Origin of the sequence: Sphingomonas gei (genome assembly GCF_004792685.1) — a bacterium.
Lineage (GTDB): Bacteria > Pseudomonadota > Alphaproteobacteria > Sphingomonadales > Sphingomonadaceae > Sphingomonas > Sphingomonas gei.
In genome coordinates this window covers 696,927-716,497 of sequence record NZ_SRXT01000002.1, presented here as the reverse complement: position 1 = coordinate 716,497, position 19,571 = coordinate 696,927, and the positions used below count along the sequence as shown (strand labels likewise).

Genomic DNA, 19,571 nt, shown 5'->3' with positions numbered 1-19,571 from the left:
CTCAAGTTTATGACTGTTATAACCGAGGTGGAATCCCCCAGCCAAAACAGCATCTCAAGGAGCCGCTCTGCACAAAACCAATTACGTATGGAAACGTGACAGGACATGTTTAGAGCAGCTTGGCTTTAACCGAGTACCGAACGCCTTGAAGCCGTCCAGACCCGGAGCCGCCGCCCACATGTCCCTTCATCTAAATCACTATGTCAAAGAGCGCAAAAGACCGACGCCCCGGCCTATCCCTTTTTCTCGGGACGACCTGTGCGCCTGGTTTTTGATGACTGCCTCGGCGGTCCGTGTGGACCATCGCTGCGGTGGAGTGGCTTCTATGCGCGGCTTCCGATTCGGTCAACAGCGTTTTGGAACTTTCTGTCTTTTTCCCGAAACACACCTCTGAAAGCCACGGAAAACCGTGCTTTACGCCATCTCAACAGGTGGCGGTCCATGACGCTTCGGTGACCGAATCAACCGCCCCGAATCCGAATCACCGCCTCGACTCGCTCAAGGACCAGGTCCGCAGCGCCGTGATCTGGCGTTCGGGCACGCAGATTCTAGGGCAATTGCTCACCTGGGCATCGACCTTCATCGTGATCCGGGTGCTCAGCCCTTCCGATTACGGGCTTTTCGCGATGACCCAGGTCGTGCTGGTGCTGCTCAACATGCTCAACGGCTATGGTCTCGCCAGTGCCCTGATCCAGCGCGGCGATGCCAGTCGCCGCGCCCAGCGCCAGCTGTTCGGCATGCTGATCCTGCTCAACCTCGTGCTCGCCGCGATCCAGTTTGGCTGCGCGCCGTTCGCCGCGGCATATTACCGCCAGCCGATGGTTGCCGATCTGCTGCGCGTGCAGGCACTGCTCTATATCGCGACTCCATTCATCGCCCTGCCCTACGCCCTGCTCGCCCGCGAGCTCGATTTCCGCAAACAGGCGCAAGTCAATCTGGCCTCGGGGATCGCAGGCGCAGCGACCGCGCTGGCCGGCGCCTGGTCGGGACTCGGGGTGTGGACATTGGTCGCCGCGCCGATCGCCTTGTTCACGGTGCGGGCGATCGGGATGACCTGGGCGGCCAATGCGTTGATGTGGCCGAGCTTCGACTTTCGCGGTGCCGGCGACATCGCCCGCTATGGCGGCGTGATGGCGACGGGGCAGATCTTCTGGTTCCTGCAGAGCCAGGCCGACGTGTTCATCGCCGGGCGGCTGTTCGATCCGCACATGCTGGGCATCTACACCACCAGTCTGTTCCTCACCCAGATCTTCGTCTCGAAGTTCGTGCCGCCGCTCAACGAAGTCGCCTTTTCGGCTTATGCCCGGATGAAGGACGATCGCGCCGCGGTCGCCGCCGCATTCGTCAAGTCGGCGCGGGTGATCTTCGTGGTGGCGATGCCTTTCTATCTCGGGCTCGCCGTCACCGCGCGGCCGCTGGTCGAAGTGGTGCTCGGGCCGAAATGGCTCGAGGCGGCGCCGGTGGTCCACTGGCTGGCATTGGCCATGCCGATGATGACCTTGCAGACCTTGTTCGCGCCGGCGAGCGACGCCTGCGGCCGCCCCGGAATCAGCGCCAAGAACGGCGCGACCGGCGCGCTGTTGCTCCCCGCGGCGTTCCTGATCGGCGTGCATTGGGGATTGATGGGATTGGTCGCGGCATGGTTTGCCGCCTATCCGCTGTATCTGGCGATCTCGACATGGCGGACGCTGCCGGTGATCGGGGTGCGACTGCGCGATCTGATCGACGGGCTCGCGGCGCCGGTAATCGCAGCGGCCGGCATGGCGCTGATCGTGTCGCTGCTCGCGCGATTGCTGCCGCCTCTGCCGGCGCTGGCGCAAGTGGCTTTGCTCGGCGCTGCCGGAGTCGCAGTCTATGGCGGCTGGCTGGCGTTGTTCGCGCGCGACACGCTCGATGAAGTGGTCGCTTTGGTCCGCAACCGCCGCGGCTAGACTGTCTGGATATAGACGCGCATCGCGTCCGCCTCGGATTCGATGCGCTCGATCCGGTACTTCACCAGATCGCCGATCGAAATGAAGCCGATGCACCGGTCGCGGTCGACCACCGGCAAATGACGGATTCGCCGCCTGGTCATCAGCGCGAGCGCACCGAGCACCGATTCGTCGGGAGTGACGGTCAGCGCCGGCGCGGTCATCACTTCGCGCACCTTGCGATCGAGCGCCGCGGCGCCCTCGCGTTCGAGGCTGTAGATCACGTCGCGCTCGGAGAAGATGCCCGCTACTTCGTCGCCGTCCATCACCGGAACGGCGCCGATCCGTCGACTGGCGAGCAAGGCCACTGCTTCGGCCACGGTGCGATCGCCCGCGATCGACACCACGTCATGGCCTTTTCCCCCCAGGATTGCCGCGATGGTCATCGCATATCTCCGCTTTCGGGTTCAGGCGGTTGTTTCTCCCATGATTCGCACCCAATTGCAAAGCCATGGGCACGCGTCACGATCTTGACGATCCGGACTATGCCGCCTTCGCCTGGGGGCGCTACAGGCGCATCCTCAAATGGATGGCGCTGGTCTCTCTGGTGACCGCCGGGGCGGCGGAGCTGCTACTGTATCGGTCGCTCGGCGAGCTCAATTTCGTCACTGCCAGCGCGACCTTTCTCGGCGTGTTCCTGACGATGATGCTCGCCGCGGCGCTGATGGGGCTGATGTTCCTCAGCTCGGGCAGCGGCCATGACGAACGCGTCGAGGACCGGCTCAAGGGCGAGATCGATCTCGATTAGAGTCTGTTCCAGTTTCATTGAAGCAATTCGGTTCCCCTGCGAAAGCAGAGGCCCAGAGCCCAGAGCCCAGAGCGCACCGCTTGTGACCTGGGGCCCTGCTTTCGCAGGGGAACGAAGCAGTCGAAATGGACCCGTCCTAGCGCTCCAGCCTGAGCGCGAATTCGAGCCGGGCGGTGCCGTTGGCCGGAACCACCACCCGCCATGTCTTGACGCCCTTGCGTTCGATCAGCGTCGCATCAGTGGCCAGCTTATAGGGGATCGGCATCTCGAAGGTCTCGGGAGTGGCACGCGCATTGGTGACTTCGACGACGAACGGCTGACGCTTCTTCGAAGGCGGACGCGGGACGATCGTGTAGCGCAGATCGCTGCTTTGGCCGGTAGCGAACTCGACTTCCTCGCCAATCGCGCGATCGCCCAGATTGCTCTCGCCGACCAGCAGCGTTTCTTCGCGCGCGCGCTCGAAGACCGCTACCCTGCCGGCGGGCAGCGGAAGCCCGAGGCCCTGTTCGTCGACATTGCGGGTGCGCAGAATTCGCGCGGCCTCGAAATTCGGAGCGACACCGCTGGACGGGCTGTATCCGAACTGGCGAAAAACGCCGGTATAGACGCGCGCGAAGCCCACCTTCTTGCGGTCGATCATCGCGACTTGCTTGCGGCTCTGCGCGGCGACGGTGACGGGCTCGGGGATGCGGTAGAGCTTGAGGTCGCCGAGCTCTTCCTGCTGCGCCATCATCACCGGTACCGGCGCCGGTGCGGGTGCCGCCACCATCATCGGCGCTCTTCGTCGCATGCCCGAGACGACGATATCATCGAAACTGCCGACATCCTCGGCCATAATGCCATCGACCGTTGGCGGCATCCGTTCGACGCTCCAGCGCGGATAGGTGCTGGTAGTATCCATCGGCCAGCAGCGCAGGTGAAGTTCGGGCACGGGGCCTTTCGGCAGAACCGCGGCGGCTTCCTTGTTGGGGGCACCCGCCACGGCATTGGCGCGCGCGCCGGCAAAGCCCTGGCTGCCGCCATTGGCGACGGTCAGCCAGGCGAACAGGTCGAGCGTCTCGCCATCCTCGGCGACCTGCGCGACATAATTGGCCGACCAGTCGAACCCCTGCGCGAGATAGGAGAGCTGGACCGTTACCGTCGCATCCGCCGCGCTGTCTGTCGTGACCGACAAGGTTGGCTTCGCAGACAGGTCCGCCGGCACTCCGGGATAACGCAGCGCCTCGGGCAGCCCCGAACAGCCCAGCGCTTCGACTCCGGACTCGGTGGTGAGCAGCACGCCGCCGCCCGGCCCCGACTGGATGATCGCCTCGCCTTCGGTGACCTTGCCGGTCGCGCGGTTGGTACGGCGTATCGTGACGCGCCGTTTCAGATACGCATCGATCAGCGCCGCGGGCGACAGCAGCCGCGCATCGCGGTTCTTCTCGCCGACCTGTTGCGGCAGGCCGGTGACGATCGCGGTCTCGGGCATCATCCCTTCGGACACGCCGACGAAGCGGATCACCGATTTGCCCGCCGGCACGCGGATCGTCCGGGTCTCGGTGACCAGGGCATAGCCGCCGGGCCAGCCCCCGGCCGGGATCGCGCCCGCGCCGCGGCCCGGATCGCGATAGAGCGTCACCGAAACCGCATCGATCCTGTCGGATTCGACCAAAGCCTGCGCCGCCGCGGGCGAAGCGGTGGACAGCAGCGAGAGGACGAGGAGGAGGCGACGCATCAGTAGCGCGTGTCGAACACCACGGTCACCGACGCCTTGCCATTGGCGGGCACCGGCACCTTCCACTCCATCCTTTCGGCAGAGACACGCTCGCCCACCAGGCTCTGCTCGACCAGGCGGACGTCGCCCCACAACCCATTCTGGGCGAGATCGACCGTCACCGGCGCCGGCCGCGCGTTGGTGAAATCATAGCGCATCGAAGTGCGCCAGCGCGACGAGGACAGCCGCTTGCGCTCGACCAGCACCGCTGCGCCCTTGACGTCGAATGCCTCGCCGGTGCGGATCGACATCGCCGACCCCATCGGCGCCGCAGCCACCCGGCTCTCGCCGATGAACTGCGGGTCGCCGCGCGCATCGCGCATATAGACCCGGATCACTCCCGACGGCAGCTGATCGCCCAGCCCGCCATTCCGCGAGGTCGAGAATTTGAGCACGGTCGACGCGCTGCGCGGATCGGACTGAGTCTCGAGCCAGCCGTTGATCCATTCGTAGGTCTTGCGGGCCGGCGTGTTCTTGACGTCGAGGAAGCTGACCTGCTTCTGCTGGGCATTGGCGATCGTCGTCCGCTCGCCGAGCGGATAGAGGTAATAGTCGCCCAGTTTCTCGCGTTGGCTGGTTTCGGTGCCGGCTTGCTCGATCGTCGAATCGCCGAGCTGCGAGAAGCTCTGATTGGGATTGCCGGCGACGAGCAGCACGTCGGCGTTGCGATAATTGGTGCCGGTGTTGTTTGTCAGCGTCACCCAGCCCTGCATGTCGATCGCGCTCTTGGCCTCGTCGAACAGCATCACATAGTCGCTGGTCCAGCCGAGGCCGGGAGTGAGATAGGTCAGCGTCGCGGGAATGCGCCCTGCAGCCGCCGCCTGCAGCGTCACCGACAAAGTCGGACGGGCGCGCAGATTCTCGGGGACCTTGTCGAAGATCACCCGCACCGGCAGCCCGTCGTCGCGCAGCACTTCGATGCGGTTGCCGATCTGGAGGACGATGCCGCCATTGGCCGCGAGCACCCGCGCCTGCTCGCGCGTCTCGCCGCCGGTCGCCGGATTGGTGCGCACGATGGTGACGACCGATCCTACTGCCTTTTCCATCAGTTTGTCGGGCGACAGCAGGTCATAGTCGAAATTCTGCTCGACGATGCCGAGGCCGGGCCCCGAGAGCGTGACCGTCTCCGAGCGGATCTGCGCGGATACGTCAGCGAATTCCTGCCGCGTGCGGCCGGCGGGCAGATCGAGCCGGCGCACGTCCTGCACCAGCGACTGGCCGTTCTGATAAATGGTGACCGAGACATCCCCCTGCGCGGTCTGGTCGGGCGCGGGCACCGATGCCGGCTGGGTTTGGGCGTGCGCGGCAAGCGGAGCCGTGGCCGCCACGATAAGAGCCGTCCAACGCAAAGCATCCTCCCCCGGTCTGTTCCGAGGGAGGATGCTAGCAGGTTGGTCGCGAAGGGCTAGCCCGACGCGGATTAGAAATCAGGCAGCCGGCGGCACTTCCACGTCGTCGGCCTTGGCACGGCGGCGGCGCGGCTTCTTTGGCGCTTCCTCGGCATCGTTGGCGGCAATCGCCTCGATGCCGAAGGCCGGAGGCAGGATGGCGGCGTCGATGCCCTGCGGCGCATCGGCCTCGACGCTGTCTTCGCGACGCGGACGACCGCGACCGCGCGTGGCGCGCGGACGCTCCTCGGCAGGCTCGCGCTGCTCGGCGAAGAGCTCGGGGGCCGCGGCTTGCGGTGCCTCAGCCTGAAGACCGTTGCCATGGCCATTGACGCCGTTGGCGTTCGGGCGACGGTCGCGACGACCCTCGCGCGGCTCGCGGTCCTGGCGGGGTTCACGGTCCGGGCGGGGCTCGCGATCCGGGCGCGCTTCACGGTCTTGACGCGGTTCGCGATCCGGGCGCGGCTCGCGATCGGGACGCGCTTCGCGGTCCTGGCGGGGCTCGCGCTCGTAGCGTGGCTCGCGCTGCTGCGGACGGTCGTCGCGTTGCTGCGGGCGATCGTCGCGCTGCGGCTCGTCGCTGCGGTTGCCCTCGGCCTCGAAGTCGAAATCCTCGTCGTCGCCGTCGATGTCGTTGCTCGGGCGGCGCTGCTGCGGCTGGTTCGGGTTCGCCTCTTCGAAGCGCGTGCGCGTTTCGCTCAGCACCCGGAAATAATGATCCGCGAACTGGAGATAATATTCGGCGTTGACCCGATCGCCCTGCATCTGCGCATCGCGCGCAAGGTTCTTGTATTTTTCGAGCAGCTGCGCGGCGTTGCCGCGGGCGCGATTGTCGATCCGGTTGCCATTGCCCTGGTTGGGACTGCTGCCGCCGCCACCCTGGCGCTGTTGACCACCACGGCCGCGACGGCGACCGTTATTAGCCTGACGATTGTTCATCAAGGTCTGTATGTCCTGTCTACTAAAGCCGTCCGTCGATCCATCGGGGTCCCGGATGCGCGTTGCAATTGCGGACAGCGCCGATCCCGGCACTTCCGCTCGCCATGGCCGCCGGACTGCAGCGGCACACATGACCATGGAGTGAGCCTTAGCCCTATGTTTCAACAACTTGGTTGAAAGTGCCTCGCCCCGGCGCTGTCTTAGCCCGTGGAGCACCAATCTCCAAGAGGAAATATGGGGCACCGGTACTTCGGTTTCAAGTAAGTAGTACCACGCGGGGACGTCCTCCAAGATCGCTATGGACCGCGGGCAACAGCCCGCTCCGGAGCCCCAGCGCGGAAACGGCTTTGGCCTGGGTCCAGCCAATCTCGAGGAGCGCCGCACCGCCTGGAAGGAGAAGATCGGGGAGCGCGGGAATGATGCGGCGATAGTCGTCGAGACCATCGACACCGGCGAACAGTGCCGAGGCCGGCTCATGGTCGCGAACCTCGGCCGGGAGCTGCTCTTGCGTGCCGATATAAGGGGGGTTGGCGAGGATGAGATCGAACTGGCCGTCGATGCCGAGCGCCCAGTCGCCGAGGCGGAATTCGGCGCGGTGCCCCATGCCGAGGCGATCGGCGTTGCTGCGCCCATATTCCAGCGCCCGCTCCGACGAGTCGACGCCGATCCCGCGCGCTTCGGGCCACTGATCGAGCGCAGCGAGCAACAGGGTGCCGGGGCCGGTGCCGAGATCGAGGATTCGCGTCGGCGCGCGCTCGTCGAAATAGTCGATCGCGGTCTCGATCAGAGTCTCGCTATCCGGCCGCGGGATCAGCGCGCCGGGACCGACCTGCAGCTCGATCGTCCAGAAGGCGCGGGTGCCGGTGATATAGGCAATCGGCTCGTGGGTGAGGCGGCGCTGAACGAGAGGTTCGAAGGTGGCCGGCACGGCATCGTCGAGGTGGCGAAGGAGGAGGTCCTGGCGCGGGATGCCTAGAGCGTGGGCCATGAGGAGTTCGGCGTCGAGACGGGGGGTATCGGTGACGGCCGAGAGGCGTTGCGCCGCTTCTGCGAGGGCTACCCGTATCAAAGCGGCCCGTCACCCATCCAGCTGGGCCAGCCGGTCAGCTTCATCCTGCGCGGTCAGCGCTCCGATCAGTTCGTCGAGCTCGCCTTCGAGGATTTCGGGCAGGCGGTGGAGCGTCAGGTTGATGCGGTGATCGGTCACTCGGCCCTGTGGATAACTATAGGTCCGGATGCGCTCGGAGCGGTCGCCCGAGCCGACCATCGTCTGGCGCGCACCCGCCCGTGCCGAATTCAGCCGCTCGCGCTCGGCCTCGTACAGCCGCGTGCGGAGCACCTTCATCGCCTTGGTCTTGTTCTTGAGCTGCGAGCGCTCGTCCTGCTGGATGACGACGGTGTTGGTCGGAATATGCGTGATCCGCACCGCCGAATCGGTGGTGTTGACCCCCTGCCCGCCCGGCCCCGAGGCGCGATAGATGTCGATCCGGAGGTCCTTGTCGTCGATCTTGATGTCGGCTTCCTCGGCTTCGGGAAGCACCGCTACCGTCGCCGCAGAAGTGTGGATGCGCCCGCCGGCCTCGGTCGCGGGCACGCGCTGAACGCGGTGGACGCCGCTCTCGAACTTCAATTTGGCGAACACGCCGACGCCGGTGACGCTGAGCACGACTTCCTTATAGCCGCCATATTCCGATTCGGATGCGGTGATCAGCTCGATCCGCCAGCCCATGCGATCGGCATAACGCTGGTACATGCGCAGCAGATCGCCGGCGAACAACGCCGCCTCGTCCCCGCCGACGCCGGCGCGGATCTCGAGCATCGCGGGGCGCTCGTCGGCAGCGTCGCGGGGCAGCAATGCCAGCGCGAGGAACCGCTCGGCGGCGCCCAGCGCGGCGTCGTTGGCGCGCAGTTCCTCGACTGCCATCGCTCGCAGTTCTTCGTCGGCATCCTGCGTCATGTGCTGGAGGCTGCCCGCCTCGGCGCGGAGCCGGCGGACTTCGCCTGCGGCCTGCGCCACCGGCTCGAGCTCGGCATATTCCTTGGAGACCTGGACGTATTTGTCGCCCGGCAACTCGCCGGTCGCCATCTGCGCCTGCAACTCGTCGCGGCGTGCCTCGATCGCGGCGATGCGGTCGGCGGGGATGGAGATCATGCGCCGACCAACCGCAAAATCAATTCCTTGACCTGCACATGCTCCTGGACGCCCGTGTCCGCCCGCGTGCTGATATTCGATGAGTCACCATCTCCGCGAATGGAGACGATAACCTTCGCCCCGACTTTCAGTGCCTTGTCGTATCTTTTCCGCGGCGAACCGGTGGCGATCATTTCAGCGGAGAGCCCGTTTTCGCGAAACAGCTTCAGCGCTCGAAAGCCGACATTCAACGCCGGATCTTCTTCGATAACGAGGATTATGTCGGTTTGCTCGATCGCCGGCTCTTCAATCAGCATTGCCAGCCGCTCGACACCGGCTGCCCAGCCCACGCCTGGCGTTTCGGGACCGCCGAGCGAGCCGATCAGGCCGTCATAGCGTCCGCCCGCAAGGACCGTGCCCTGTGCGCCGAGCCGATCGGTGACGAACTCGAAGGCGGTGTGGCGGTAATAATCGAGGCCGCGGACGAGGCGGCTGTTGCGGGTCCATTGCACCCCGGCCGCGTCGAGGCCGTCGGTGACTGCCTTGAAGAAGGCCGCGGCCTCCTCGGTAAGATAGGCGTCGATATCGGGCGCGCTGTCGGCGATCGGGCGGTCGCGCGGGTCCTTCGAATCGAGGATCCGCATCGGGTTCTTGTCGAGCCGGACCTGGCTGTCTTCGGACAACGCATAGCGGTGCGCTTCGAAATGCGCGACCAGAGCCGTGCGCCATGCATCGCGGGTCTCGGCGTCGCCCAAGGTGTTGAGCTGGAGCGTCACGCCCTCGGCGATGCCGAGCTCCTTCAGCAGCTGGTCAGCCAGCACGAGCAATTCGACGTCCGCCGCCGGCTCGGCCGCGCCGATGATCTCGGCGTCGATCTGGTGGAACTGGCGAAAACGGCCTTTTTGCGGGCGTTCGTAGCGGAACACCGGGCCCGATGTGGCGAGCTTGAGCGGCGCATATTGCTGCCAGCCCTCGGTGATGTAGGCGCGGGCGATGCCGGCGGTGAATTCGGGGCGAAGGGTCAACGAATCGCCGCCGCGGTCCTCGAACGTGTACATCTCCTTCGAGACGACGTCGCTGGTCTCGCCCATCGAGCGGGCGAATACACCGGTCGCCTCGAAGATCGGAATCTCGAGCCGCTGGAAGCAATAGAGCCGCCTGACGCGATCGAACGTGTCGAGCACCGTGGCGAAACGCCGCTGCTCGTCGCCGAAAATGTCCTGGGTGCCCCGGATGCGCTTGGGGGTTTCGATACGTGCCATTTCGGCCGGGTTTCTAGGGCGTTCAGAAAATTTGCGCCACTCCCTTTAAACGCGTCGCGATCCGCCCATATTCCCGTTCGAGTTCAACAACATGGAAGGAGGTGATCGAATGTCTCATTGTCTTACGCCGTCTGCGGCGCGCACTCAGGGTTCGGTCGGCTTCGTCGGAGCCGCTTGCTGAGGCATTGATTATGGTCGCTCGCCGCAGCGACTGACAATGGAAAGGCCGTTTCCCCGCGGGGAAACGGCCTTTCGTGTATCCGGACCTATCGTGTATCCGGATTGTGTCTGACACACTCTGATACATTTCTTCCCTAGTCGCCGCGCAACCAGCTGTCCTATGGGCGAGTTTCGGAACTGAACTGCGCCGCCTCCAAGGCGCTACGAGCGGGTCTGCGAATTGAATCTGAAACCTTTGAACCTCTCCGGCCTATCGGCCACCGCGCTTGCTGTGGCGCTTCTGCTCACCGGCTGCGGCGGCGGCGGCGCGCAGAAAAAGGGCGGCCACGAGCAGACCGGCCCGGTGCAGGTCGGCTTCGTCGTCGTGCAGCCGACGAGCGTCCCGGTCGTCACCGAGCTCTCCGGCCGGGTGACCGCCTTCCAGATGTCCGAAGTGCGGCCCCAGGTCGCCGGCATCGTCCGGCGGCGATTCTTCACCGAGGGATCGATCGTCCGCGCGGGCCAGACGCTCTACCAGATCGATCCCAGCCTCTATCAGGCGCAGGCGTCCGAGGCCGAAGCCAACCTCCAAAGCGCACGCGCCACGGCGGAGGCGGCACGGATCCGCGCCGATCGCTATCGCCCGCTCGCCAAGATGGAGGCGGTGAGCCAGCAGGATTATACCGACGCCGCAGCCCAGGCGCGCCAGGCGGCGGCTGCTGTGGCGCAGAACAATGCCCAGCTGCGCACCGCGCAGATCAATTTGCGCTTCACCAAGGTGCCCGCGCCGATCACCGGCCGGATCGGCCGCTCGCTGTTCACCGAAGGCGCACTGGTCACCACCAACCAGACCGACCCGCTCGCGGTGATCCAGCGGCTCGACCCGATCTATGTCGATATCCAGCAATCGAGTGCCGACATGCTCGCATTGCGCAAGTCGCTCGCGCAGGGCGGGCTTGCCCCGGCCAGCGCCGTCGTCCGCCTCAAGCTCGAGGACGGCAGCGACTATGGTCAGACCGGGACGGTCGAGTTCGCCGAAGTGATGGTCAACGCCAATACCGGGACAGTGACGCTGCGTGCGCGCTTCCCGAACCCGGAGGGCATATTGCTGCCGGGCATGTTCGCCCGCGCCGCCTTCTCGCAGGCGATCAACAAGCAGGCCTTCCTCGTGCCGCAGGCCGGGCTGTCGCGCGATCCGCGTGGTAACGCCACGGTCTATGTCGTCGGCCCGGGTAACCGCGCGGTCGCGCGCACCGTCGTCGCCGAGCGCACGATTGGTGCGAACTGGGTGGTCACCCAGGGCCTTGCGCCGGGCGACAAGGTGATCGTCCAGGGCACCGCCAATCTGCGTCCCGACGCCGAGATCCGTCCGGTCCCCGTCACTACGCCGCAGAAGATCGAGGCGCCCCAAGAAGGCCAAGGCGCGCAAGGCGCCACCGCCAAGAAGGGCGGCTGACCGCGCATGTCCCGCATATTCATCGATCGCCCGATCTTTGCCTGGGTGATCGCGATCATCGTCATGCTGCTGGGCGTCGGCGCGATCCTGTCGCTGCCGATCGCGCAATATCCCGACGTCGCACCGCCCCAGGTCAACATCCGCGCTTCCTATCCGGGTGCCTCGGCGGAGACCGTGCAGAATTCGGTCACCCAGGTGATCGAGCAGCAGCTGACCGGGATCGACGGGCTGATCTATTTCAGCTCGTCCTCGACTTCGCGCGGCGCGGTCAACATCTCGGCGACGTTCGAGAAGGGCACCGATCCGGATATCGCGCAGGTCCAGGTCCAGAACCAGGTCCAGCAGGCGCTGTCCCGCCTACCCCAGCAGGTCCAGCAGCAGGGGCTGCGCGTCACCAAATCCAACCCCGACTTTCTGATGATCGTCGGCGTCTATGACGAGACCGACAAACGCACCAACCAGGACGTTTCGGACTGGATGGCGTCGAACATGCAGGACCAGCTCGCACGCACCCCGGGGGTGGGCGACACCAACGTGTTCGGCGCGCCTTATGCGATGCGGATCTGGCTGAACCCCGATCGGCTGGCCAGCTATGCGCTGATGCCGAGCGACGTGATCACCGCGATCACCAACCAGAATACCGAAGTCGCGGCGGGCGAGATCGGCGGCCAGCCGCAGCCGAGCACGCAGATGCTCAACGCCACGGTCACCGCGCAGTCGCGGCTGCAAACTCCCGCGCAGTTCGAAAAGATCATCCTCAAGACCGAGACCAGCGGCGCCAACGTGCTGCTCAAGGATGTCGCGCGCGTCGAGCTCGGCGCCGAGAGCTACAACGCGGTCAGCCGAGTCAACGGCCATCCCGGCGCAGGCATCGCAGTCAGCCTCGCCCCCGGCGCCGACGCGCTCGAAACGGCCGAACTGGTCAAAGCGCGGGTGGAGGAGATCGCGCGCGGCTTCCCCGCCGGCTTCAAATTCGCTTTCGCCAACGACACCACTGCGTTCATCAAGCTTTCGATCGAGGAAGTGGTCAAGACGCTGATCGAGGCGATCATCCTCGTCGTGATCGTGATGTTCGTCTTCCTGCAGAGCTGGCGCGCGACCCTGATCCCGTTCGTCGCGGTGCCGGTGGTGCTGCTCGGCACGTTCGCGGTGTTCTACGCGCTCGGCTTCTCGATCAATACGATGACTCTGTTCGGGCTGGTGCTGGCGATCGGCCTGCTCGTCGACGATGCGATCGTCGTGGTCGAGAATGTCGAGCGGCTGATGGAGGAGGATCCCGACCTCAGCCCCCGCGACGCCACGATCAAGTCGATGGAGCAGATCCAGATGGCGCTGGTCGGCATCGCATTGGTGCTCTCGGCAGTGTTTCTGCCGATGGCGTTCTTCGGCGGCTCGACCGGGGTGATCTACCGGCAATTCTCGGTGACGATGGTCTCGGCGATGGTGCTGTCGGTGCTGGTCGCGCTGATCCTCACCCCCGCGCTGACCGCGACTCTGCTCAAGAAGAGCGAGCATAAGGGCGGCTGGATCGAGCGGCGTTTCCCTGCAGTCGGCCGGTTCTTCGGCCGCGCACGCGACGGCTTCAACCGCAATTTCGAGCGCGGCGTCGAGCGTTATGCCGGCGCAGTCACCACGGTGGTCAACCGTAAATGGCTGTACCTGCTGATCTATGCCGGCGTCTGCCTGCTGCTGGTGCTGATGTTCACCCGCCTGCCCACCGGCTTCCTGCCGACCGAGGACCAGGGCGCGGCGTCGGTGCAGTTCCGCCTGCCCGCCGGCGCCACGCAGAGCCGCACGCAGGAAGTGCAGCGCGCAGTCGAGCGCTATTTCACGGAGCAGGAAGCCAAGAACACCTCGGTGATGTTCACCGTCACCGGCGGCGGGGGCGGCGGTGGTGCGAGCGGCCAGAATACCGGCCAGGGCTTCGTCAACCTCGCCGACTGGTCGGATCGCAAGGGCAAGGAGAATGGCGCCGAGGCGATCGTCCAGCGCGCGTCGGGCGCGTTCCACAACTTCCGCGACGCGCAGGTTTTCGCCTTGGTGCCGCCGGCAATCCGCGGCCTTGGCCAGTCGAGCGGCTTCACGATGCAGCTCCAGAACGCCAGCGGCATGCCGCGCGAGCAGTTCCTCGCCGCGCGCGACAAATTGCTTGCCGCCGCCAACGCCGATGGCGAACTGGCGCAGGTGCGCCTGTCGGATCTGCCAGACGTGGCGACGCTCAAGATCGACATCGACCAGCAAAAGCTCGCCGCGCTCGGCGTGAGCCAGAGCGACGTCAATTCGACGCTGTCGACCGCCTGGGGCGGCCGATACGTCAACGACTTCATCGACCGCGGCCGGGTAAAGCGCGTCTATGTCCAGGGCGACGCGCAATATCGTGCGAGCCCGGACAATATCGACGAGTGGTTCGTCCGCACGCGCAGCGGCGAGATGGCGCCCTTCTCCTCGTTCGCGCGGACCAGCTGGGCGACTGCGCCGACGACGATGTCGCGCTTCCAGGGCATTCCGGCATTCGAGATCCAGGGCCAGGCAGCGCCCGGCAAGAGCTCGGGCGACGCGATGCAGCGGATGGCGGAGCTCGCCGCGCAGATCCCGGGGACCAGCGTTGCCTGGTCCGGGCTGTCCTTCCAGGAGCGGCTGTCCTCGGGGCAGGCGCCGTATCTCTATGCGGTGTCGCTGCTCGTCGTGTTCCTGTGCCTCGCCGCGCTCTATGAAAGCTGGTCGATCCCGCTCGCGGTGCTGCTGGTGATCCCGCTGGGGTTGGTCGGCGCGGTGTTCGCGGTGACTTTGCGCGGCTTGCAGAACGATGTCTATCTCCAGATCGGGCTGCTCACCACGATGGGGCTCGCCGCCAAGAACGCGATCCTGATGATCGAATTCGCCGAACGCGCCGAGAAGGAAGGCAAGCGGGTGATCGACGCGGCGATCGAGGCGGCACGTATCCGCTTGCGCCCGATCCTGATGACCAGCCTCGCCTTCATCTTCGGCGTGATGCCGCTGGCGATCTCGACCGGCGCCGGCGCCAACAGCCGCATCGCGATCGGCACGGCGGTGATCGGCGGGATGCTGACCGCCACGATCCTGGCGATCTTCTACATCCCCTTGTTCTTCGTGCTGGTCCGCCGCGGGGTGCGCGACGGGCTGAAGGCGATCCGCGAACGGGGCCGGCGGAACGATCCGCCGGAGGTTGCAGCGTGAGCCGCGCCGTCTATTCCGTCACCCCGGCCGGAGTGCCGGGGTCCAGCGTGCCGCAATCGAAAGGTTATCTTCTCTTCCCTTTCACCTGGCCGCACGATGGATCCCGGCTCAAGGCCGGGATGACGATACGGGCGGGCGCCGCCCTGCTCGCGCTTGCCCTCGCGGGCTGCTCGATGGAGCCGAAATACCTTCAGCCGGCGGCACCGGTTCCGCCGTCCTGGCCGGTGGGTGACGCCTATCTGGCGAACAGCGAAGCCACCCTGCCCGCAGTCACCTATCGCGACATCTTCCGCGATGCCCGACTGCAGGCGCTGATCGCCCGGGCTTTGATCGAGAATCGCGACCTGCGGGTGGCCGCGGCCAACATCCGCGCGGCGCGCGAGCAATATCGTATCCAGCGCGCCGACCGCCTGCCCGAGATCGGCACGAGCGCCGGCGCTACAGTGTCCAGCGGACAACGTAGTTCGACCGGTACGAACAGCGGCGGGACGGGTGCGCGAACCAGCTTCTCCGCCGATGTCGGCATCACCGGCTTCGAGCTCGACTTGTTCGGTCGTGTCGCATCGCTCACCCGCGCCGAGCAGAACCGCTATTTCGCTACCGAAGCAGGGGCGCGTGCGACCTGGCTGACGCTGGTCGGCGACATCGCAGATGCCTGGCTGCGCTACGCCGCCGATGCCAGCCTGCTGCAGATCGCGCAGGATACCGCAGGCAATGCCGAGAACAGCGTGCGGCTGACCCGCGCCCGGCTGCAGGGCGGAGTCGCGCCGCGCACCGACCTGCGCCAAGCCGAACAAGTGCTCGAAGGCGCACGCGCCGATCTGGCCGAGCAGCGCACCGCGCTGGCGCAGGATATCAATGCGCTTCAGCTGCTGATCGGCGCGCCGGTGGATCTGACGCTCCTCCCCGTCTCGCTCGACGAAGCCGCACCGACGATCGCCGAATTGCCGGCGGGGGTGGATTCGAGCGTGCTGCTGCGCCGGCCTGACGTGGTGCAGGCCGAATATTCGCTGCGTGCCGCCAATGCCGGGATCGGTGCGGCACGCGCTGCCTTGTTCCCGCGCATCTCGCTGACCGGGCTGCTCGGGCTGGCGAGCAATGCGCTGACCGGGCTGTTCAGCGGGGGCGGGTTCAATTGGTCGGGTGGCGCCGATGCGAGTTACTCGATCTTCAACGCAGGAGCGGGTCGCGCCAATGTCCGGCTGACCGAGGCGCAGCGCGAGGCGGCGATCGCGACCTATGAGCGCGCGATCCAGTCGGCGTTCCGCGAAGTCGCCGATGCGCTGGCGCGGCGCGGGACGATTACCGAGCAGCTCCGCGCGACACAGGCGCAGACCGATGCCGCGGCCGACACTTTCCGGCTCGCCGAAGCCCGCTATCGCGGCGGGATCGACACCTTCCTGTCAAGCCTCGATTCGCAACGCTCGCTCTATTCGGCGCGGCGTACGCTGGTGAACACCCGGCTGGTGCAAGCGAGCAATCTGGTGACCTTGTACCGGACTTTGGGCGGGGATTCGCTGCTGCGGGCTACGCCGCAGGGACCGGAAGCGGCGGCTACTCAGCCCTAACCTCCGTTCGCCCTGAGCTTGTCGAAGGGCCCCATACTTCACCCGACATGCTGGGGGAGCCGTGCTTCGACAGGCTCAGCACGAACGAGGTGGGGCAGGCGCTCCGCCGCGCGCGAGATAGTCGCCGAAACTAGGCAGGCCGGCAGGCAACCGAGCGAGTTGGCTGCGCATCCCCGCCATCCCCGCTGCAGCCGAATCCGCAGGTACCGCCGCAGCGAGCGGGTCGATGTCGCGCGGCAACACCCCCAGTCCAAACAGCGCCGAGATCCACACCTCCTCGAGCAGGCTGTCCTCATCCTGGTGGACGAACCGTCCGCGCCGCTCGAACTGCTCGAGCATCGCCGCTAAGCTGTGCGGCACTTCGGTGTTCGCGCCCGTGCGGAGATAATGCAGCACCTGGAAGTCGCGCATCTGCTCGGCCTCGGCGCGTGCGCGGCGATTATATTCGGCGATCTCGACCGGGTGGCAGTCGCGGCCCGGCAGCAGCTCGATCGCGCGTGCTATGCCGCTCTGCGCCAGGTGAAGATTGGGCCAATGCAGCGGATCGAGCGCGACCGCCGCATCGCCGAGCGCGAGGACGTTGCGGCACCAGGGTTCGCTGCGCCGGCCGGGGCGGATCGCGACGGAATGCGCGTCGATTGTCGCCGGCGATGCGTGGACGCTTCCAAGAAAGGTCCTGGCTCCCAGCGGGGATGCGAACTGCCAGCCCTGCGCGCCGCCGATGATCGTGTCGTTGGGATCGGCGGCGCTGGCAGGCCCCTCCCCGATCTCCACGTGATGATAGGGAAGCATGCTGCCCCAATCTTCGAAGCCCTGGGACATTAGATTTGCCAGCGGGGCAGCGGGACCCGAAGCGTCGAGGTACAAATCTGCCGCGATGCGCTGGCCGTCGACCAGCAGCAGAGCTGCAACGGCGCCATCCTCGCGCTGCTCGGCACTTCCGAACGTACCGGATCGCCGCGTGACGCCGAGCCTGTCGGCGAGCGTGGCGAGGGTTTCCCGATAGCGCCCAGGCTCCAGGCGCAGCGCATAGTCGAATGCGGCGAGCGGCGTGTCGGGCTGCGGATGCGCGAACTTGCCCGCTTCGGCGAGCACGCCGGCGGCGGCGTAAAGGTGCCAGGCATCGGCACGGCCCTCGCGCCGCGCGCGCGCCCAGAGCTGATGAAACGCGACCTTGCCGGCAGCGGCACCGTGCTCGCCATGGACATGGTACCAGGTCTCCGCGCCGGCCGGCCAATTCCGGAAGCGGAGACCGAGCCGCGGGACCGCGGCCCCGGCGCGGAGCAGCGCCTGCTCTTCGAGACCGATACTGGCGTGGAAGCGGTGGATCGCGCTCGTGCTGCCGGGCAGGCGATCGGCGAGCGCAGCGGGATCGGGGGGTGTCTCGATCACGGTGATTGCGAGCTGCGGCAACGCACGGGCAAAGGCGGCCGCGGCGGACAGACCCACGATGCCGCCGCCGAGGATGGCAATGCTGCGGATCGCGCGATCGCTCATGCCGGTTCCTGCAAGCCCAGTGCGGCGCCATGGCCGGGGAGCGTCGCCACGTCGCGGGCGATCTGCGCGCGCAGGCGATCGAGTGCGTGGCCGAGTTCGTGCGGATTGGCGGCGTCGACGCGCTGGTCCCAACTCTCGGGCATCACGCCCTGGCCGATCAGCACCGCGATCCAGCTCGGCGCGAAGAACAGGCCGCGGCTGTAGCGCTGGATGCGCCCGGCGCGGCGGAACAGTTCGATCTTTTCGGTAAGACTGTCGGGGATCGGCATGTGCCGCGCTTCGCGCCAGAAGGCCGAATCGTCGCGCGTGCTGGCATGGTAGTGGAGGATCAGGAAGTCGCGGATCCGATCATATTCGTAATCGACCTGCGCGTTGAATTCGTCGCGGTCGGAATTCTCGATCGCGCCGATCGGGAACAGGTCGATCAACTGCTGGATCGCGACCTGGACCAGATAGATGCTGGTCGATTCGAGCGGCTCGAGGAAGCCCGACGCAAGCCCGACCGCGACTACGTTGTGCGACCAGCTGCGCTTGCGCCGACCGGCACGGAAGCGCAGCACCCGCGGATCGGCGAGCGGATCGCCCTCGACTGCGGCGAGGATCGCGGCCGCTGCATCCTCGTCGGAGAGATGCGTGCTCGAATAGACATAGCCGTTGCCGATTCGGTGCTGGAGCGGAATGCGCCAGCGCCATCCGGCCGGCATCGCGGTGGCGCGGGTGAGCGGTTCGATCTCGCCCGGCGGCGATGCGCAAGGCAGCGCCATCGCGCGGTCGCAGGGCAGCCAGTGCGACCAATCTTCCCAATCCTCACCGAGTGCGGCGCCGAGCAGCAGGCTGCGGAAGCCCGAACAATCGACGAACAAATCCCCCTCGATCCGCGCGCCGCTTTCGAGCAGCAATGCGGCGACGTCGCCAGTTTCGGCGTCGCGCTCGACCGATACGATGCGGCCCTCGGTACGCTTGACGCCATGCTTCTCGGCGAAGCCGCGCAGAAAGGGTCCGAAGCGCGTCGCGTCGAATTGATAGGCATAGCTATACGCTGACAGCAGCGAGTCCGGATCGGCGGCGGGCGGCGCAAAACGCCGCTGCGCCGCCATGACGTTGGCGACGCAGTAATCGCCGATGTCGCCGCCCTGGCCCCTCGCGTGCATCCGCAGCCACCAGTGGAGGAACGGGACGTCATTGAGCGGCCGTCCGAAATCGCCGAACGGATGGAGATAGGCGTCGCCCGGCTTGCCGAAATCGCGGAACTCGATACCGAGCTTGTAGGTGGCGTGGGTGGCGGCCATGAACTCGGCCTCGTCGAGCCCGAGCGTTTGAATGAAGGCGCGCAGGTGCGGGAGCGTCGCCTCACCGACTCCGACGATGCCGATCTCGGCGGATTCGATCAGTTCGACGCTGGCCGCGTGCGGCAACAGCCTGGCGAGCGCCGATGCGGCCATCCAGCCGGCGGTGCCGCCGCCGACGACGATCACTTTCTTGCGTGGCTGATTCACTTC

General features: G+C 66.3%; 14 protein-coding genes. 5 read left to right on the top strand and 9 right to left on the bottom strand.

Annotated features, from left to right (window positions below; genetic code table 11):
* Nucleotides 1-452: 452 nt before the first annotated feature.
* Complete coding sequence (locus E5A73_RS07280) at nucleotides 453-1,931, top strand: lipopolysaccharide biosynthesis protein (RefSeq protein ID WP_135963108.1); 1,479 nt, start codon at nucleotides 453-455, stop codon at nucleotides 1,929-1,931.
* On the opposite strand, the gene E5A73_RS07275 is transcribed toward E5A73_RS07280, so the two are convergent.
* Complete coding sequence (locus E5A73_RS07275) at nucleotides 1,928-2,356, bottom strand: CBS domain-containing protein (RefSeq protein WP_135963107.1); 429 nt, start codon at nucleotides 2,354-2,356, stop codon at nucleotides 1,928-1,930. The two genes, E5A73_RS07280 and E5A73_RS07275, sit on opposite strands and share 4 nt — an antisense overlap.
* 65 nt (nucleotides 2,357-2,421) lie before the next feature.
* On the opposite strand from E5A73_RS07275, the gene E5A73_RS07270 reads away from it, so the two are divergent.
* Nucleotides 2,422-2,718, top strand: a complete 297-nt coding sequence (locus tag E5A73_RS07270; protein ID WP_135963106.1) for a hypothetical protein — start codon at nucleotides 2,422-2,424, stop codon at nucleotides 2,716-2,718.
* Nucleotides 2,719-2,854: 136 nt separating this feature from the next.
* On the opposite strand, the gene E5A73_RS07265 is transcribed toward E5A73_RS07270, so the two are convergent.
* The 6 genes from E5A73_RS07265 to hisS form a co-directional block, all read right to left on the bottom strand.
* Nucleotides 2,855-4,435: a DUF4139 domain-containing protein gene (locus E5A73_RS07265; protein ID WP_135963105.1), complete on the bottom strand. Its 1,581-nt coding sequence runs from the start codon at nucleotides 4,433-4,435 to the stop codon at nucleotides 2,855-2,857.
* Nucleotides 4,435-5,805, bottom strand: a complete 1,371-nt coding sequence (locus E5A73_RS07260; protein ID WP_135963171.1) for a DUF4139 domain-containing protein — start codon at nucleotides 5,803-5,805, stop codon at nucleotides 4,435-4,437. The genes E5A73_RS07265 and E5A73_RS07260 overlap by 1 nt, the downstream gene beginning before the upstream one ends.
* A gap of 96 nt (nucleotides 5,806-5,901) precedes the next feature.
* Nucleotides 5,902-7,017 carry a DUF4167 domain-containing protein gene (locus E5A73_RS07255; protein WP_338112854.1) on the bottom strand — a complete coding sequence of 372 codons (1,116 nt, stop codon included), beginning with the start codon at nucleotides 7,015-7,017 and terminating at the stop codon, nucleotides 5,902-5,904.
* 40 nt (nucleotides 7,018-7,057) lie between these two features.
* The gene (gene prmC, locus E5A73_RS07250; protein ID WP_135963104.1) at nucleotides 7,058-7,870 is read right to left on the bottom strand and encodes a peptide chain release factor N(5)-glutamine methyltransferase; all 813 of its coding nucleotides are present in this window, start codon (nucleotides 7,868-7,870) and stop codon (nucleotides 7,058-7,060) included.
* A 9-nt stretch (nucleotides 7,871-7,879) separates the two neighbouring features.
* Nucleotides 7,880-8,953 carry a peptide chain release factor 1 gene (prfA, locus tag E5A73_RS07245; protein ID WP_135963103.1) on the bottom strand — a complete coding sequence of 358 codons (1,074 nt, stop codon included), beginning with the start codon at nucleotides 8,951-8,953 and terminating at the stop codon, nucleotides 7,880-7,882.
* Entirely contained in the window at nucleotides 8,950-10,194 is a 1,245-nt protein-coding gene (gene hisS, locus E5A73_RS07240; protein WP_135963102.1) for a histidine--tRNA ligase, read from the bottom strand. Before hisS ends, prfA begins: the two co-directional genes overlap by 4 nt.
* A 451-nt stretch (nucleotides 10,195-10,645) precedes the next feature.
* Between hisS and E5A73_RS07235 the strand changes: the two genes are divergently transcribed.
* The 3 genes from E5A73_RS07235 to E5A73_RS07225 all read left to right on the top strand — a co-directional run bounded on the left by E5A73_RS07235 (nucleotide 10,646) and on the right by E5A73_RS07225 (nucleotide 16,575).
* Nucleotides 10,646-11,809: an efflux RND transporter periplasmic adaptor subunit gene (locus E5A73_RS07235; protein ID WP_420822562.1), complete on the top strand. Its 1,164-nt coding sequence runs from the start codon at nucleotides 10,646-10,648 to the stop codon at nucleotides 11,807-11,809.
* A 6-nt stretch (nucleotides 11,810-11,815) separates the two neighbouring features.
* Complete coding sequence (locus tag E5A73_RS07230; protein WP_135963100.1) at nucleotides 11,816-15,007, top strand: efflux RND transporter permease subunit; 3,192 nt, start codon at nucleotides 11,816-11,818, stop codon at nucleotides 15,005-15,007.
* 119 nt (nucleotides 15,008-15,126) lie between these two features.
* Nucleotides 15,127-16,575 carry an efflux transporter outer membrane subunit gene (locus tag E5A73_RS07225; RefSeq protein ID WP_135963169.1) on the top strand — a complete coding sequence of 483 codons (1,449 nt, stop codon included), beginning with the start codon at nucleotides 15,127-15,129 and terminating at the stop codon, nucleotides 16,573-16,575.
* 75 nt (nucleotides 16,576-16,650) lie between these two features.
* On the opposite strand, the gene E5A73_RS07220 is transcribed toward E5A73_RS07225, so the two are convergent.
* Both E5A73_RS07220 and E5A73_RS07215 read right to left on the bottom strand, forming a co-directional pair.
* Nucleotides 16,651-18,072 carry a tryptophan 7-halogenase gene (locus E5A73_RS07220; protein WP_135963099.1) on the bottom strand — a complete coding sequence of 474 codons (1,422 nt, stop codon included), beginning with the start codon at nucleotides 18,070-18,072 and terminating at the stop codon, nucleotides 16,651-16,653.
* Nucleotides 18,069-19,568: a tryptophan halogenase family protein gene (locus E5A73_RS07215; protein ID WP_135963098.1), complete on the bottom strand. Its 1,500-nt coding sequence runs from the start codon at nucleotides 19,566-19,568 to the stop codon at nucleotides 18,069-18,071. Before E5A73_RS07215 ends, E5A73_RS07220 begins: the two co-directional genes overlap by 4 nt.
* Nucleotides 19,569-19,571 lie beyond the last annotated feature (3 nt).